The 15,403-nt window shown below is 43.1% G+C and carries 17 protein-coding genes and 2 other annotated features; all 17 genes read left to right on the top strand.

The features are described 5' to 3' along the window. Window positions 1-225 precede the first annotated feature (225 nt). The 17 genes from ispF (at window position 226) to rpoB (ending at window position 15,362) form a co-directional block, all read left to right on the top strand. A complete protein-coding gene (gene ispF / locus D9X91_RS20230; RefSeq protein WP_121682470.1) occupies window positions 226-702 on the top strand; it encodes a 2-C-methyl-D-erythritol 2,4-cyclodiphosphate synthase in 477 nt (158 codons plus the stop codon). A 90-nt stretch (window positions 703-792) separates the two neighbouring features. Next, window positions 793-2,250 carry a glutamate--tRNA ligase gene (gene gltX / locus D9X91_RS20225; protein ID WP_121682469.1) on the top strand — a complete coding sequence of 486 codons (1,458 nt, stop codon included), beginning with the start codon at window positions 793-795 and terminating at the stop codon, window positions 2,248-2,250. A 38-nt stretch (window positions 2,251-2,288) separates the two neighbouring features. Continuing rightward, window positions 2,289-2,528 (top strand) — a binding site (T-box leader). Between the two features lie 55 nt (window positions 2,529-2,583). After that, complete coding sequence (gene cysE / locus D9X91_RS20220) at window positions 2,584-3,255, top strand: serine O-acetyltransferase (protein WP_121682468.1); 672 nt, start codon at window positions 2,584-2,586, stop codon at window positions 3,253-3,255. Next, window positions 3,236-4,633 (top strand): cysteine--tRNA ligase, encoded by a 1,398-nt coding sequence (gene cysS / locus D9X91_RS20215; protein WP_121682467.1) that lies wholly within the window; start codon window positions 3,236-3,238, stop codon window positions 4,631-4,633. The genes cysE and cysS overlap by 20 nt, the downstream gene beginning before the upstream one ends. A 14-nt stretch (window positions 4,634-4,647) precedes the next feature. Next, window positions 4,648-5,043: a Mini-ribonuclease 3 gene (locus D9X91_RS20210; RefSeq protein WP_121682484.1), complete on the top strand. Its 396-nt coding sequence runs from the start codon at window positions 4,648-4,650 to the stop codon at window positions 5,041-5,043. 12 nt (window positions 5,044-5,055) lie between these two features. Continuing rightward, on the top strand, window positions 5,056-5,799 hold the full coding sequence (gene rlmB, locus D9X91_RS20205; RefSeq protein ID WP_121682466.1) for a 23S rRNA (guanosine(2251)-2'-O)-methyltransferase RlmB: 744 nt from the start codon (window positions 5,056-5,058) through the stop codon (window positions 5,797-5,799). Window positions 5,800-5,801: 2 nt separating this feature from the next. Further along, window positions 5,802-6,311, top strand: a complete 510-nt coding sequence (locus D9X91_RS20200) for an NYN domain-containing protein (protein WP_121682465.1) — start codon at window positions 5,802-5,804, stop codon at window positions 6,309-6,311. A gap of 99 nt (window positions 6,312-6,410) precedes the next feature. After that, window positions 6,411-7,037 carry an RNA polymerase sporulation sigma factor SigH gene (sigH, locus tag D9X91_RS20195; protein ID WP_199738148.1) on the top strand — a complete coding sequence of 209 codons (627 nt, stop codon included), beginning with the start codon at window positions 6,411-6,413 and terminating at the stop codon, window positions 7,035-7,037. An 82-nt stretch (window positions 7,038-7,119) separates the two neighbouring features. Next, window positions 7,120-7,266: a 50S ribosomal protein L33 gene (gene rpmG / locus D9X91_RS20190; protein ID WP_121682463.1), complete on the top strand. Its 147-nt coding sequence runs from the start codon at window positions 7,120-7,122 to the stop codon at window positions 7,264-7,266. A gap of 47 nt (window positions 7,267-7,313) precedes the next feature. After that, entirely contained in the window at window positions 7,314-7,496 is a 183-nt protein-coding gene (gene secE / locus D9X91_RS20185) for a preprotein translocase subunit SecE (protein WP_121682462.1), read from the top strand. Between the two features lie 187 nt (window positions 7,497-7,683). After that, complete coding sequence (nusG, locus tag D9X91_RS20180; protein WP_121682461.1) at window positions 7,684-8,217, top strand: transcription termination/antitermination protein NusG; 534 nt, start codon at window positions 7,684-7,686, stop codon at window positions 8,215-8,217. 170 nt (window positions 8,218-8,387) lie between these two features. Further along, the gene (rplK, locus tag D9X91_RS20175) at window positions 8,388-8,813 is read left to right on the top strand and encodes a 50S ribosomal protein L11 (protein ID WP_148709099.1); all 426 of its coding nucleotides are present in this window, start codon (window positions 8,388-8,390) and stop codon (window positions 8,811-8,813) included. Between the two features lie 122 nt (window positions 8,814-8,935). Beyond that, window positions 8,936-9,634 (top strand): 50S ribosomal protein L1, encoded by a 699-nt coding sequence (gene rplA, locus D9X91_RS20170; RefSeq protein WP_121682459.1) that lies wholly within the window; start codon window positions 8,936-8,938, stop codon window positions 9,632-9,634. Between the two features lie 51 nt (window positions 9,635-9,685). Next, window positions 9,686-9,840 (top strand) — a sequence feature (ribosomal protein L10 leader region). Window positions 9,841-9,919: 79 nt separating this feature from the next. Further along, a complete protein-coding gene (gene rplJ, locus D9X91_RS20165) occupies window positions 9,920-10,420 on the top strand; it encodes a 50S ribosomal protein L10 (protein WP_121682458.1) in 501 nt (166 codons plus the stop codon). Between the two features lie 64 nt (window positions 10,421-10,484). Beyond that, window positions 10,485-10,850: a 50S ribosomal protein L7/L12 gene (gene rplL / locus D9X91_RS20160; protein WP_121682457.1), complete on the top strand. Its 366-nt coding sequence runs from the start codon at window positions 10,485-10,487 to the stop codon at window positions 10,848-10,850. Window positions 10,851-10,952: 102 nt separating this feature from the next. Beyond that, window positions 10,953-11,555 carry a class I SAM-dependent methyltransferase gene (locus D9X91_RS20155; protein ID WP_121682456.1) on the top strand — a complete coding sequence of 201 codons (603 nt, stop codon included), beginning with the start codon at window positions 10,953-10,955 and terminating at the stop codon, window positions 11,553-11,555. Between the two features lie 246 nt (window positions 11,556-11,801). Further along, window positions 11,802-15,362 carry a DNA-directed RNA polymerase subunit beta gene (gene rpoB / locus D9X91_RS20150; RefSeq protein WP_121682455.1) on the top strand — a complete coding sequence of 1,187 codons (3,561 nt, stop codon included), beginning with the start codon at window positions 11,802-11,804 and terminating at the stop codon, window positions 15,360-15,362. Window positions 15,363-15,403: the final 41 nt, after the last annotated feature.

Here is a 15,403-nt window from a genome sequence, read left to right as displayed (position 1 = left end):
AGAATTGATTCGTATATAATGCGCTTTTTGAGTAATCATTTGTTATTGATTGGGGCAGAAGGTGCGAGACTCCGCAGCGGATTAAGGAGGTCGACCGACCGCCCCTCGGAAAGCGAGAATCCTTCCGAGGAATCCAACCTTGCATACCTTTGACCTATAACAACAATCTTTACCGAAACAGCCTATATTAATAACCATAGAGAAACTACAAAAGGAGAAGAGGACATGTTTAGAGTCGGACAAGGTTTTGATGTGCATCAATTGACAGAAGGGCGGCCATTGATCATTGGAGGAATCGAAATCCCTTATGAAAAAGGCCTGCTGGGGCACTCCGATGCAGATGTATTGCTGCACACAATTGCTGATGCATGTTTAGGCGCCATCGGGGAAGGCGATATCGGCAAGCATTTCCCGGATACCGATCCAGAGTTTAAGGATGCGGATTCTGCGAAACTCCTCATGCATGTATGGGGGATTGTAAAGGAAAAAGGCTATAAGCTGGGAAATATTGATTGCACAATCATTGCACAAAAACCGAAAATGGCACCTTACATCACCCAGATGCGCGAAAGGATTGCTGATTTATTGGAAGGTGAAATCGATCAAGTCAACGTAAAAGCCACGACGACTGAGAAGCTTGGATTTACTGGGCGCGGGGAAGGGATCGCCTCTCAGGCGGTTGTGCTCCTTCAAAAAGGATAAGGCAGAATTCAACGCTTTATTCCTGCGCATGGTGATGGTAAAATATCTTAAGAATTCAAGGACCTTTAATGAACATGAGGAGGCATATCTATGTCAAACGAAATCCGTGTGCGCTACGCACCGAGCCCAACAGGACATCTACATATTGGGAATGCGCGTACTGCACTCTTCAATTATTTATTTGCTCGTCATAATGATGGAAAATTCATCATCCGCATCGAAGATACGGACCAAAAACGAAATATCGAGGGCGGGGAAGAAAGCCAGCTGAAATATCTAAAATGGCTTGGAATCGATTGGGATGAAAGCATTGATATCCCTGGTGAATACGGACCTTACCGCCAATCGGAGCGTAATCATATCTATCAAGAATATTACAATGAGCTGTTGGAAAAAGGCCTTGCCTATAAGTGCTACTGCACGGAAGAGGAACTTGAGGCAGAACGCGAAGCACAACAAGCACGCGGTGAAATGCCGCGCTATTCTGGTAAATGCCGCCATTTGTCTGAAGAAGAGGGAGGGAAACTGGCTGCTGAAGGACGCAAGCCGAGTGTACGATTTAAAGTCCCTGCCGGAAAAGTGTATGCATTCAATGATATGGTCAAGCAAGATGTATCATTCGAATCAGATGGAATCGGCGATTTTGTCATTGTCAAAAAAGACGGGATTCCAACTTATAATTTTGCAGTGGCGGTTGACGACTACTTAATGAAAATATCGCATGTATTGCGCGGTGATGACCACATTTCCAATACGCCAAAACAATTGATGATCTTCGAAGCCCTTGGCTGGGAGCCGCCGATTTATGGCCATATGACGCTAATCGTCAATGAAAACAGAAAAAAATTAAGCAAAAGGGATGAAAGCATCATCCAATTCATTGAACAATATGCCGATCTCGGCTACTTGCCTGAAGCGCTGTTTAACTTTATCGCATTGTTGGGCTGGTCACCGAAAGGCGAAGATGAACTATTTACGAAAGAAGAGCTGATCGATATATTCGAAGCCAGCCGTTTATCCAAATCGCCTGCATTATTTGATAAACAAAAGCTCACATGGGTGAATAATCAGTACATGAAAAACCTGGACCTGGACAAAGTGGTTGAACTGGCGATGCCGCATTTAATCAAAGCGGGCCGCATCAGTGCTGATATGTCGGAAGCGGATTTGGAGTGGGTACGAAACGTCGTGGCTTTGTATCAGGAGCAAATGAGCTTTGGTGCAGAGATCGTTGAATTATCAGAAATGTTCTTTAAAGATGAACTTGACTATGAAGCGGAAGCAAAAGAGGTCATTGAAGAAGAACAGGTTCCACAAGTGCTTTCCGCTTTTCTTGAGGAAGTTGAAAAGTTGGAGCCATTCGAAGCAGCTGAAATTAAATCAGCGATCAAAGCGGTGCAAAAATCAACCGGCCAAAAAGGAAAGAAGCTGTTCATGCCGATCCGTGTGGCAGTCACTGGCCAGACACATGGACCGGAATTGCCGAATACGATTGAACTTTTAGGTAAAGATAAAGTTAAAAATCGTTTGTTGAGCATTATTAGTTAACATTTTTCACATTGTGTAATATAGTAAGATTATATATTGCGAAAGTGATGATGAGGAGAAGTAAAAAATTGATGCTTTCTAGAGAGAACCATCACCGGCTGAAAGTGGTTTAAGCCTCTCATTTTTTGAAATGCACCTCAGAACCTTGTGTCGAAAGCTCATGTTGAGTAGATGCAAGCGGGAGCCTGCCGTTACCAGGATAAGTTGGAATACAGCTTTTTTCGGCCTTCGGGTGCTGTATTCAAACAGAGTGGAACCGCGTGTCAAGCGTCTCTGTCTTTTACAGAGGCGCTTTTTTGTATGTTTGACTAAGAATAAAAAGAGGTGAAAATCATGTTTCGTCTTTTTAAAGAAGATATCGAGGCTGTATTTGAACAGGACCCTGCAGCAAGAAGCTACTGGGAAGTCATTTTAACCTATGCTGGCTTGCACGCCATTTGGTCTCATCGTATCGCTCATGGATTTTATAAACGGAAATTCTTTTTTATCGCAAGGGTCATTTCTCAAATCAGCCGATTCTTCACAGGGATTGAAATTCATCCTGGAGCCAGGATTGGACGGCGTTTTTTTATTGATCACGGCATGGGAGTGGTGATAGGAGAAACGTGCGAAATTGGGGATAATGTTACTGTATACCAAGGTGTGACGCTTGGCGGTACTGGAAAGGAAAAAGGCAAGCGGCATCCGACAATTAAAGATAATGCCCTGATTGCCACAGGTGCGAAAGTATTGGGATCGATCACGATCGGAGAATATTCCAAGATAGGTGCAGGTTCGGTCGTTTTAAAGGATGTCCCGGATAATTCGACGGTGGTCGGGATTCCTGGAAGAGTCGTGATACAGGACGGAGTGAAGATCCTTAAAGATCTAAATCACAGCGATTTGCCTGATCCGGTATCCGATCGCTGCCACATGATGGAAGAGGAAATAGAGAGATTAAAGAAAGAACTGAATGCTTTAAGAAAGAAAGGAGAACAGAATCAAAATGTCCATTCAAATTTATAATACATTGTCTCGAAAAAAAGAACCATTTATCCCGATGGAAGAAGGAAAAGTGAAGATGTACGTCTGCGGACCGACGGTTTACAACTATATCCACATTGGGAATGCGCGTCCTGCCATCGTGTATGATACTGTTCGAAAATACTTGGAATTCAGGGGATACAATGTAGAGTTCGTTTCGAATTTCACTGACGTCGATGATAAATTAATCAAAGCAGCGAATGAATTGGGCGAGGATGTACCAGCCATTGCCGAGCGGTTCATCGATGCTTATTTTGAAGATGTGTCTGCACTGGGCTGCACAAAAGCTGATGTCCACCCTAGGGTGACGGAAAATATCGAGCTCATCATTGATTTCATTAAAGTTTTGATCGAAAAAGGAATGGCTTACGAATCAGAGGGAGATGTTTATTATCGAACTAGAAAATTCGAAGGATATGGAAAATTATCGCACCAATCCATCGATGATTTGAAAGTGGGATCAAGGATCGAAGTCGGTGAGAAGAAAGAAGATGCGCTCGACTTTGTCCTATGGAAAGCGGCGAAAGAAGGAGAAATTTCCTGGGATAGTCCTTGGGGCAAAGGAAGGCCGGGATGGCATATCGAGTGCTCTGCCATGGCAAGGAAATACTTGGGTGACACGATTGATATTCATGCAGGCGGACAGGATTTGACTTTCCCGCATCATGAAAATGAGATTGCACAGTCAGAAGCTTTGACAGGTAAACCATTTGCAAGGTATTGGATGCACAATGGCTATATCAATATTGATAATGAAAAAATGTCCAAGTCGCTCGGGAATTTTGTGCTGGTCCATGATATCATCAAACATCATGATCCGCAGGTGCTGAGGTTCTTCATGCTGTCCGTTCACTATAGACATCCAATCAACTATAGCGAAGAGTTGTTGGAAAATGCCAAAACAGCATTGGAAAGGTTGAGGACTTCTTATCAAAATCTAAAGCACCGCAAAGAGTCGAGTGCTAACTTGGTGGACCATCAAGAAGAATGGCTGTCCAAAATTGAAGACTTCAAGCTGCGTTTCATCAAAGAAATGGATGATGATTTCAACACAGCCAATGGAATATCTGTTCTGTTCGATCTTTCCAAGCAAGCGAACTACTACTTGATGGAGAAAAACACATCAGAAAAAGTGATTGATGCATTTACAGAAACATTTGATCAGCTTGCAGCTGTTTTAGGATTTGGGATGGAAGCTGACGAACTGCTGGATGAAGAAATTGAAGAGTTGATTCAAAAACGAATCCAGGCCCGCAAGGATAGGGATTTTCAATTGGCAGACGATATTCGAGACCAATTGAAAGATATGAATATCATCCTTGAAGATACACCGCAGGGAACGAGATGGAAAAGGGGATGATCCCGATGTTTGAAATGGGAAATAACAGCGTGGATCCGAAGCAATTGAATAGCTTGGCGCTTGCTTACATGGGTGATGCCGTATATGAAGTGTACGTACGGCGCCACCTCCTCGAGCAAGGAAAGGTGAAGCCGAACCAGCTTCATCGCGAAGCGACGAAATATGTATCAGCAAAAGCCCAGGCGCAAATATTGCATGAACTTTTCGATAGATCGTTTTTTTCGGATGAGGAACAAAGTGTCATCAGGCGCGGAAGAAATGCAAAATCGGGAACGGTGCCGAAGAATACGGATGTTCAAACGTACCGCTACAGCACTGCTTTCGAAAGTCTGATTGGCTATTTGCATTTGTCGGGAAGCAAGGAAAGGATGGAGGAAATCATCCTATGGGCACTGCAAAGGAATATGTGAGGAGGACAAGCAATGAGCCAGGAGTATATTTCCGGGAAGAATCCCGTCATTGAAGCTTTAAAATCCGACCGTGATATCAATAAAATTTGGATCGCGGAAGGTTCGCAAAAGGGTCAGATGCAGCAAATCATCAGTCTTGCCAAAGAGACGAGGGTTTTCGTACAGTTTGTACCCAAAAAGAAAATCGATCAAATGGTGGAAGGAAATCACCAGGGAGTGGTTGCCCAAGTGGCAGCATACGACTACGCTGATATCGACGATCTATTTAAGAATGCCGAAAGCAAAGGGGAGCCTCCATTTTTTATCATCCTTGATGAATTGGAAGATCCCCACAATCTAGGATCCATCATGAGGACGGCCGATGCAATCGGTGCCCACGGCATCGTCATTCCAAAGCGTCGGGCGGTTGGTTTGACCGGAGCGGTAGCCAAAGCATCGACCGGCGCCATTGAATATATCCCGGTAGCCAGGGTCACCAACTTGGCGAGGACGATCGATGAAATGAAAGACCGTGGGATATGGGTGTTCGGAACAGATGCAAAAGGCAGCGAGGACTATCGAAAAATGGATGGCTCGATTCCGCTCGCATTAGTGATTGGCAGTGAAGGAAAAGGAATGGGGCGTTTGATCAGGGAAAAGTGCGACTTTTTGATTCATCTTCCGATGGTCGGGAAAGTGACTTCTTTAAATGCTTCCGTAGCAGCCAGTCTACTCATGTATGAGGTTTATCGAAAACGTCATCCGCTGGGAGAATGAAAATGGATATTCTCCTTGTGGATGGCTATAACATCATTGGGGCCTGGCCGGAGCTGAGGGAATTAAAGAATAGAGATTTAGCTGCCGCCAGGGACCGTCTTGTGGAGCGCTTAGCGGAATATCAGGGCTACACAGGGTATCGGGTGATTGTGGTCTTTGATGCTTATTACGTCAAGGGGATCGAAAGGAAGTACAAAAACTATCGGATCGATGTCATTTTCACCAGGGAAAATGAAACGGCAGATGAGCGGATCGAAAAGATGGCCATAGAGTTAAATAATATAAAAACACAAATTCATGTAGCTACCTCCGATTTTACGGAGCAGTGGGCAATTTTTGGACAGGGCGCATTAAGGAAGTCAGCCAGGGAATTATTGAATGAAATAAATGAGATCGATCGAAAAATCGAAAAAAAACTGCAGAAAAACCATGGCGTACGCCCTTCCTCCAAGATTTCCCTCAGCCGGGAAGTGGCAGAAATTTTTGAAAAATGGCGAAGAGGAGACGGTTGAGCGGTTGACGCTTTTTTGGAGGTTGCTGTATAATATTTCTATCTATTGTTTTGCGCGGTTCAAGGGGGGACTTGTGTGAGCTTAAACAAAGGAATAGGAATGTATGAAGAGTTCGAACAGCTGGAGGATGAGCATCTAGTAGACCTGGTCCACCAAGGTGATAGCGAAGCCTTGGACTTTCTTATTCAAAAATATCGGAATTTTGTGAGAGCAAAGGCTAGGTCCTATTTCTTAATAGGTGCAGACAAAGAGGATATTGTTCAAGAAGGTATGATTGGACTTTATAAAGCCATTCGCGATTATAAAGAAGACAAGCTTACGTCATTCAAAGCATTTGCGGAGCTGTGCATAACAAGGCAGATCATCACTGCCATCAAAACAGCCACGAGACAAAAGCATATTCCATTGAATTCATACGTTTCTCTGGACAAGCCTATCTATGACGAAGAATCTGACAGGACGCTTATGGATGTAATATCGGGTGCGAAAATCATGAACCCTGAAGAATTGATTATCAACCGTGAAGAATTTGATAACATTGAGGGCAAGATGACTGAATTGTTGAGTGATCTGGAAAGGAAAGTGTTAGCGCTTTATCTTGATGGACAATCTTATCAGGAAATTTCCGAAGAGCTCAATCGTCATGTGAAATCGATTGATAATGCCCTTCAGAGGGTGAAAAGAAAATTGGAACGGTATTTGGAAGTAAGGGAATTCAGTTTGTAAAAAAATGGACCTTTTATTGACACACCCTCTTTAGCGTGTTATTTTTTTAAGGACGTTATGAAGTAAAACAGGTGATATAACAATGAGTAAAAAGATAATTTTAGCGTGTTCAATTTGTGGCTCTCGCAACTATTCTACCAATCATAAACCTTCGGGCGCGGAGAGGCTGGAATTGAAAAAGTTTTGTAAAGCCTGTAACGATCACACTATTCATAAAGAAACAAGATAGGTCCCTTTGGTATAAATCGCTGATTTAACTAGTTGGAGGTTACACAAATGTCAAGCATAGCGCAATTCTTCCGAAATGTATCTTCTGAGATGAGAAAGGTAAGCTGGCCTAAGAGGAAAGAACTTACAGGCTATACCATCACAGTTTTGACGACTGTCATTTTGCTGACCCTTTTCTTTGCAGTCGTAGATCTAGGAATTTCAAAACTTGTACGTCTCGTCTTAGAATAGTAATATAGTATCAAAGAAATTTTGAAGGTTTACTTGAATAACCTTCCCCCTGACATGGTATAATGGGGATAATAAAGTATTTTCTTTCAAAAGCCCGTATAACGGGTTTTTTCATTTGGTTTAAAAAAAGCAGCGCAGTCGCCGTTGACAATAGAGTCGGGGAGGGAAGGACGAAAAGTCCTAATGAATGGAAAAGAATTGGTATGTCGTTCATACGTATTCAGGCTATGAAAATAAAGTCAAAGCCAACCTTGAAAAACGTGTGGAATCGATGGGAATGCAGGATAAGATTTTCCGCGTCATTGTTCCTGAAGAGGAAGAAACAGATATTAAGAATGGTAAAAAGAAAGTGGTCAAAAGGAAAGTATTTCCTGGCTACGTCCTGGTTGAAATCATCATGACCGATGACTCATGGTATGTGGTAAGGAATACGCCGGGAGTGACAGGGTTTGTTGGTTCGACCGGATCTGGATCAAAGCCGACGCCGCTTCTTCCTGAAGAAGTGACGACGATCCTGAAGCACATGGGCATGGAAGAAAAACGCGTGGACATCTCATTCTCACTTGGTGAGACCGTATCCGTCAAAGAAGGGCCGTTTGCCAACTTCACAGGATCTGTTGAAGAGATCGATCGCGATAAAGGCAAAGTGAAAGTAATGGTAAATATGTTCGGTCGTGAAACTCCGGTCGAGCTTGATTTTGAACAAGTTGATAAAATATAATGGAAAACAACTTGAAATATTTCTGGATAAATGATAATATTTCATAGGTCAGTATGTCTCAATCCGAGAGACTGAACATATTCTAAGTACTTTATTCTTATAAAGACATCTATATGAGTGGGAGGGCCAGAGCCCTATTACCACATCACGGACTTAAGGAGGTGTGTCTCGTGGCTAAAAAAGTAATTAAAGTTGTTAAATTGCAAATTCCTGCTGGAAAAGCAAATCCGGCACCGCCTGTAGGACCTGCATTGGGTCAAGCTGGTGTTAACATCATGGGATTCTGTAAGGAATTTAACGCTCGTACAGCAGATCAAGCTGGCTTAATCATTCCAGTTGAAATCACGGTATTTGAAGACCGTTCATTTACATTTATTACGAAGACTCCGCCTGCTGCTGTTCTCTTGAAGAAAGCAGCTGGAATCGAGTCTGGTTCTGGTGAACCAAACCGTAACAAAGTAGCAACAGTCAAACGTGACAAAGTACGTGAGATTGCTGAAACAAAAATGCCTGACCTGAACGCAGCTGACGTTGAAGCGGCTATGCGCATGGTAGAAGGTACTGCACGCAGCATGGGTATCTTAATCGAAGACTAATCTGTGTGATTTGAAATTTTGTTTCAGGTGAACGAGGTTGCGATGCTGAAGATTTGTTCGCTCGCAACCTTTATTCGTGGGAGGTTATTCCGCTAAAACCACAATCAAGGAGGAAGTTTAAAATGGCGAAAAAAGGTAAAAAATATCTTGAAGCTGTAAAATTAGTAGACCGTTCAAAAGCTTACTCAGTTGAAGAAGCAATTGAACTAGTAAAGAAAACAAACTTCACGAAGTTTGATTCTACTGTTGAAGTTGCATTCCGTCTAGGTGTAGATCCTAAGAAAGCAGATCAACAAATCCGCGGTGCAGTCGTTCTTCCGAACGGAACTGGTAAAACACAACGTGTATTGGTATTTGCGAAAGGTGAAAAAGCGAAAGAAGCGGAAGCTGCTGGAGCTGACTACGTAGGAGATGCAGAATACATCAACAAAATCAACCAAGGCTGGTTTGAATTTGATGTAATCGTTGCGACTCCAGACATGATGGGTGAAGTTGGTAAACTTGGCCGTGTATTAGGACCAAAAGGTTTAATGCCAAACCCTAAAACTGGAACGGTAACTTTCGATGTTGAAAAAGCAGTAAATGAAATCAAAGCTGGTAAAGTTGAGTATCGTGTAGACAAATCCGGCAACATCCATGTGCCGATCGGTAAAGTTTCTTTCGAAGACAACAAATTGGTTGAAAACTTTACGACTATTTTCGATACAATGCTTAAAGCGAAACCATCAGCGGCTAAAGGTACTTACATGAAAAACATCACTGTAACGACTACAATGGGCCCTGGTTTAAAAGTTGATTCTTCTTCATTTGCTGTAAAATAAAAAAGAGTTGACATTACAAATCATTTAAAGTAATATATGATTTGTTGTAAAAATAGAATAACATTTATACCGTAGACAGTAGGTGCTTATCATAAGCTTAATTTCCTGCCGAGGTAATTGCGATATACGAAATGTATCGTCACCAATGACTATACAATATTGCGCCTCCATGTCTTCTACGGATATGGAGGCTTTATTATTGTCGGTATGAATGTTCATCTAGCAAGTAGAGGTAGAGGCTGCCCATGGCGGCTGAAACTTGACAAATCTACAGGAGGTGTAAGGATGAGCAGCGTTTTAGAACAAAAGAAACAAATCGTTGAAGAGATCTCTGAGAAATTTAATTCAAGCGTTTCTACTGTAATCGTAGACTATCGTGGATTGAATGTTGCAGAGGTGACTGAGCTTCGTAAGCAACTTCGTGAAGCTGGCATCGACTTCAAAGTGTACAAAAACACAATGACTCGCCGTGCGGCTGAAGCAGCAGAACTATCTGGTTTGAATGATGCTCTTACTGGTCCTAACGCTATCGCGTTCAGTACAGAAGATGTTGTTGCACCAGCAAAAGTTCTTAACGACTTTGCTAAAAAGCATGAAGCACTAGAAATCAAAGCCGGTGTCATCGAAGGAAACATCGCAACTGCTGAGGAAATCAAAGCTCTTGCAGAACTACCATCTCGCGAAGGCTTGCTTTCTATGTTGCTTAGCGTACTTCAAGCACCAATGCGCAACTTTGCTCTTGCTACTAAAGCAGTGGCAGAACAAAAAGAAGAACAAGGCGCTTAATACAGCGTTTGTCTGTTAAAGGACGAAAAAATATTATTATAAAATTCCAAGGAGGAAATAAATCATGACTAAAGAACAAATCATTGAAGCGATTAAAGAAATGACAGTTCTTGATCTTAACGATCTTGTAAAAGCAATTGAAGAAGAATTTGGTGTAACTGCTGCAGCTCCTGTAGCTATGATGGGCGGCGCTGCTGGTGGAGAAGCTGCTGCTGAAAAAACTGAATTCGATGTAATTTTGGAAAGTGCTGGAGCACAAAAAATCAAAGTTATCAAAGTTGTTCGTGAAATCACAGGTCTTGGCCTTAAAGAAGCGAAAGAAGTTGTTGATAACACTCCTAAACCACTTAAAGAAGGCATTTCTAAAGAAGAAGCAGAAGAACTTAAAGCTAAGCTTGAAGAAGTTGGAGCTAACGTCGAAGTTAAGTAATCTTCTTTTGAACAAAAAGCTCGCTTGCTAAGCGGGCTTTTTTTCACTTCTTATGTCCTCGATTTTTTGTCTGCAAGTATTCTCCGGTAGGAGGTGATTTGGATGTCAAGTCACTATTATTCCCGAACTCCCGATGTGAAAAGTGATCCGAAATATTGGGACTTCACATTAAAGGATCATCAGTTCCGTTTTAAGAGTGACCTTGGGGTCTTCTCCAAGAATGAAGTGGATTATGGTTCAAGAGTTTTAATAGAGGCTTTTGAAATTCCGGAAACAGCCGGTCCGGTTCTCGATGTAGGATGCGGCTATGGACCGATTGGGCTCAGCATTGCCAAAACCAATGAAGATCGCGTTGTCCATATGGTGGATGTGAATCAGCGGGCGTTGGCGCTTGCGGATGAAAACGCAAAAGCGAACGGGATAGGAAATGTTCAAATCTATGAAAGCGATCGTCTTTTGGGTGTGCAAGAAAAAGAGTTTGCTGCCATAGTTACCAATCCTCCGATAAGGGCCGGAAAGAAAGTTGTTCATGATATTTTCATACAAAGTCATCAGCATTTAGCAGTCAATGGAGAGCTCTGGGTTGTGATTCAGAAAAAGCAGGGAGCGCCAAGCGCGAAGGCGAAATTAGAAGGATTATTTGCAGAGGTGCAGGTGGTAGCTAAAGACAAGGGCTACTTTATTATTAAAGCAAAAAAACATTGACTGCCTATAGGTGCTATGTTAACATTATAAAATGCCAATATATTATTTTCCTGAAATATATCAATTTTATACTTAATTTGTATAAATTTTGGGTGTATTGGAAAGTATTATAAAATAATAGTTCGTCATGTGAAAATGCGGTTTTTAATAAAAAACCCTTTTTCTTTTTGTCTGTTGAGATGGGAAATACCGTGTCAATAGGCATTATAGACGCAATCAAAACGCTTGATTTGAGGGGTGAATCAGTTGACAGGTCAACTTGTTCAGTATGGACGACACCGCCAACGCAGAAGTTTTGCGCGTATCAGTGAGGTTTTGGAACTACCAAACCTTATTGAAATCCAAACATCTTCCTATCAATGGTTTCTTGATGAGGGACTGAGAGAAATGTTCCAAGATATTTCTCCTATCGAAGATTTCACAGGGAATCTCTCTTTGGAATTCATCGATTATAGTCTCGGGGAACCAAAGTATCCGGTCGACGAATCAAAGGAAAGAGATGTTACATTCTCCGCGCCTCTTCGAGTGAAGGTACGTTTGGTAAACAAGGAAACAGGTGAAGTAAAAGATCAGGATGTATTCATGGGCGATTTCCCATTGATGACGGAAACAGGTACTTTTGTCATTAATGGTGCAGAGCGTGTCATCGTTTCACAGCTTGTTCGTTCACCGAGTGTGTATTACAGCGAAAAAATGGATAAGAACGGTAAAAAAGGTTTTACCGCTACTGTTATCCCGAATCGCGGTGCATGGCTTGAATATGAAACAGACGCGAAAGATGTAGTATATGTACGCATCGACCGCACACGTAAATTGCCGGTTTCGGTTCTTCTGCGTGCGCTCGGGTTTGGTTCAGACCAGGAGATCATCGATTTAATAGGTGATAATGAATACATTCGCAACACACTTGAGAAAGACAATACTGAAAGCACTGAAAAAGCACTATTGGAAATTTATGAGCGCTTGCGCCCTGGTGAACCTCCAACAGTGGAAAACGCAAAAAGTTTGCTAGTATCCCGCTTTTTCGATCCTAAACGCTACGATCTAGCCAACGTTGGTAGATATAAAATCAACAAAAAGCTTCACATTAAAAATCGCTTATTCAATCAGAGATTGGCAGAAACGCTTGCTGATGCCGAAACAGGCGAAATCATTGCAGAAAAAGGAACTCTTCTAGACCGCCGCACGCTGGATAAGATTCTTCCGAAACTAGAAAGTGGAGTAGGATTCAAGACGATCAATCAAAGCGGGGGAGTAGTGGAAGAGGATATTGTCCTGCAATCCATTAAGATTTACGCTCCGAATGAAGAAGGCGAAAAAGAAATCAATGTGATCGCGAATGCATTTGTTGAAGATGCAATCAAAAATATCACACCGGCTGATATCATCTCTTCCATCAGCTATTTCTTCAACCTTCTCCATGAAGTGGGAAATACAGATGATATCGACCACTTGGGCAACAGACGTTTACGTTCTGTAGGTGAATTGCTTCAGAACCAGTTCCGCATCGGGTTATCCCGTATGGAGCGCGTCGTTCGTGAAAGAATGTCCATTCAAGATACAAATACGATTACACCGCAGCAGCTGATTAATATCAGACCGGTGATCGCTTCTATAAAAGAGTTCTTTGGAAGCTCCCAGCTTTCACAGTTCATGGATCAAACAAATCCGCTTGCAGAGTTGACTCATAAACGTCGTTTATCTGCTCTTGGACCTGGTGGTTTGACGCGTGAACGTGCTGGTTTCGAAGTTCGTGACGTCCATTATTCCCACTATGGCCGTATGTGTCCAATTGAAACGCCAGAGGGTCCGAACATCGGATTGATCAACTCTTTATCTTCCTTTGCTAAGGTAAACCGTTTCGGATTCATTGAAACACCTTACCGCCGCGTAGATCCTGAAACAGGAATGGTAACGAGCCACTTCGATTACTTGACTGCTGACGAAGAAGATAACTACGTTGTAGCCCAAGCAAATGCGAGACTTGGGGAAAATGGCGAATTCCTGGATGAAGAAGTTGTAGCACGTTTCCGAGGCGAAAATACAGTTGTCAAGAGAGAGCGCATCGATTATATGGATGTATCTCCGAAACAGGTCGTTTCGGCTGCGACAGCATGTATCCCGTTCTTGGAGAATGATGACTCCAACCGTGCCCTAATGGGAGCGAACATGCAGAGGCAGGCGGTTCCGCTCATGCAGCCGGAATCCCCGATCGTCGGAACAGGTATGGAATATGTATCTGCAAAAGACTCCGGTGCTGCCGTAATCTGTAAGCACGAAGGAATTGTCGAGCACGTAGAATCCCGTCAAGTATGGGTTCGCCGAATCAAAGAAGTCGATGGCCAGGAAGTACAAGGCGATTTGGATAAGTATCGTATGCAGAAGTTTATCCGCTCCAACCAAGGAACATGCTACAACCAACGTCCGATTGTCGCTGTAGGAAATAGAGTGACAAAAGGTGAGATCCTTGCCGATGGACCTTCAATGGAAAAAGGTGAATTGGCACTGGGCCGAAATGTAATGGTCGGGTTCATGACTTGGGACGGCTACAACTATGAAGATGCGATCATCATGAGTGAACGTCTTGTAAAGGATGATGTTTATACATCCATCCATATTGAAGAATACGAATCAGAATCACGCGACACTAAGCTTGGACCTGAAGAAATCACACGCGATATCCCGAATGTCGGGGAAGACGCTCTTCGCAATCTAGATGAGCGCGGCATCATCCGTGTTGGTGCAGAAGTGAAAGACGGCGATTTGCTTGTCGGTAAAGTCACTCCTAAAGGGGTAACCGAACTGACTGCAGAAGAACGTTTATTACATGCCATCTTCGGTGAAAAAGCCCGTGAAGTCCGTGACACATCCTTGCGGGTACCTCATGGTGGCGAGGGTATTATCCTTGATGTCAAAGTCTTCAACCGAGAAGATGGCGACGAGCTTCCACCAGGAGTCAATCAATTGGTCCGCGTTTACATCGTTCAGAAGCGTAAGATTTCTGAAGGGGACAAAATGGCCGGACGACATGGAAACAAGGGTGTTATCTCCAGGATTTTACCTGAAGAAGATATGCCGTTCCTACCAGATGGAACGCCGATCGACATCATGTTGAATCCATTGGGTGTACCATCTCGTATGAATATCGGACAGGTGCTTGAATTGCATCTCGGTATGGCTGCGAGACACTTGGGCATCCATGTTGCATCTCCTGTATTCGATGGAGCGCGTGAAGAAGATGTTTGGTCTACGATCGAAGAGGCTGGCATGGCGCGCGACGCCAAAACCGTCTTATACGATGGTCGTACTGGTGAACCATTCGATAACCGTGTATCCGTCGGAATCATGTATATGATCAAACTTGCTCACATGGTTGACGATAAGCTTCATGCGCGTTCAACCGGACCTTACTCACTCGTAACTCAGCAGCCGCTTGGCGGTAAAGCCCAATTCGGCGGACAGCGTTTCGGTGAGATGGAGGTATGGGCACTCGAGGCATATGGTGCTGCTTATACATTGCAGGAAATCTTAACGGTTAAATCCGATGACGTAGTCGGTCGTGTGAAAACATACGAAGCCATCGTCAAAGGTGAAAATGTTCCTGAACCGGGTGTTCCGGAATCATTTAAAGTATTGATAAAAGAACTTCAAAGTTTGGGAATGGACGTCAAAATCCTTTCCAGCAACGAAGAAGAAATAGAAATGCGGGATTTAGAAGAAGACGAAGAACAGCAGCAAGCTGACACACTAAATATCGCGCCCGAAGCTAAAGAAGAAGAGTCGGAAATTGTTGGCAGTAAGGAATAATCTCTTGTGAAGCAATAAGGGTAGAACCTGTAGATTAAAAG

Source organism: Falsibacillus albus (assembly GCF_003668575.1).
Taxonomy (GTDB): Bacteria; Bacillota; Bacilli; order Bacillales; family DSM-25281; genus Falsibacillus; species Falsibacillus albus.
The sequence above is the reverse complement of the archived record's forward strand: the minus strand, read 5'-3'. Positions and strand labels throughout refer to the sequence as shown.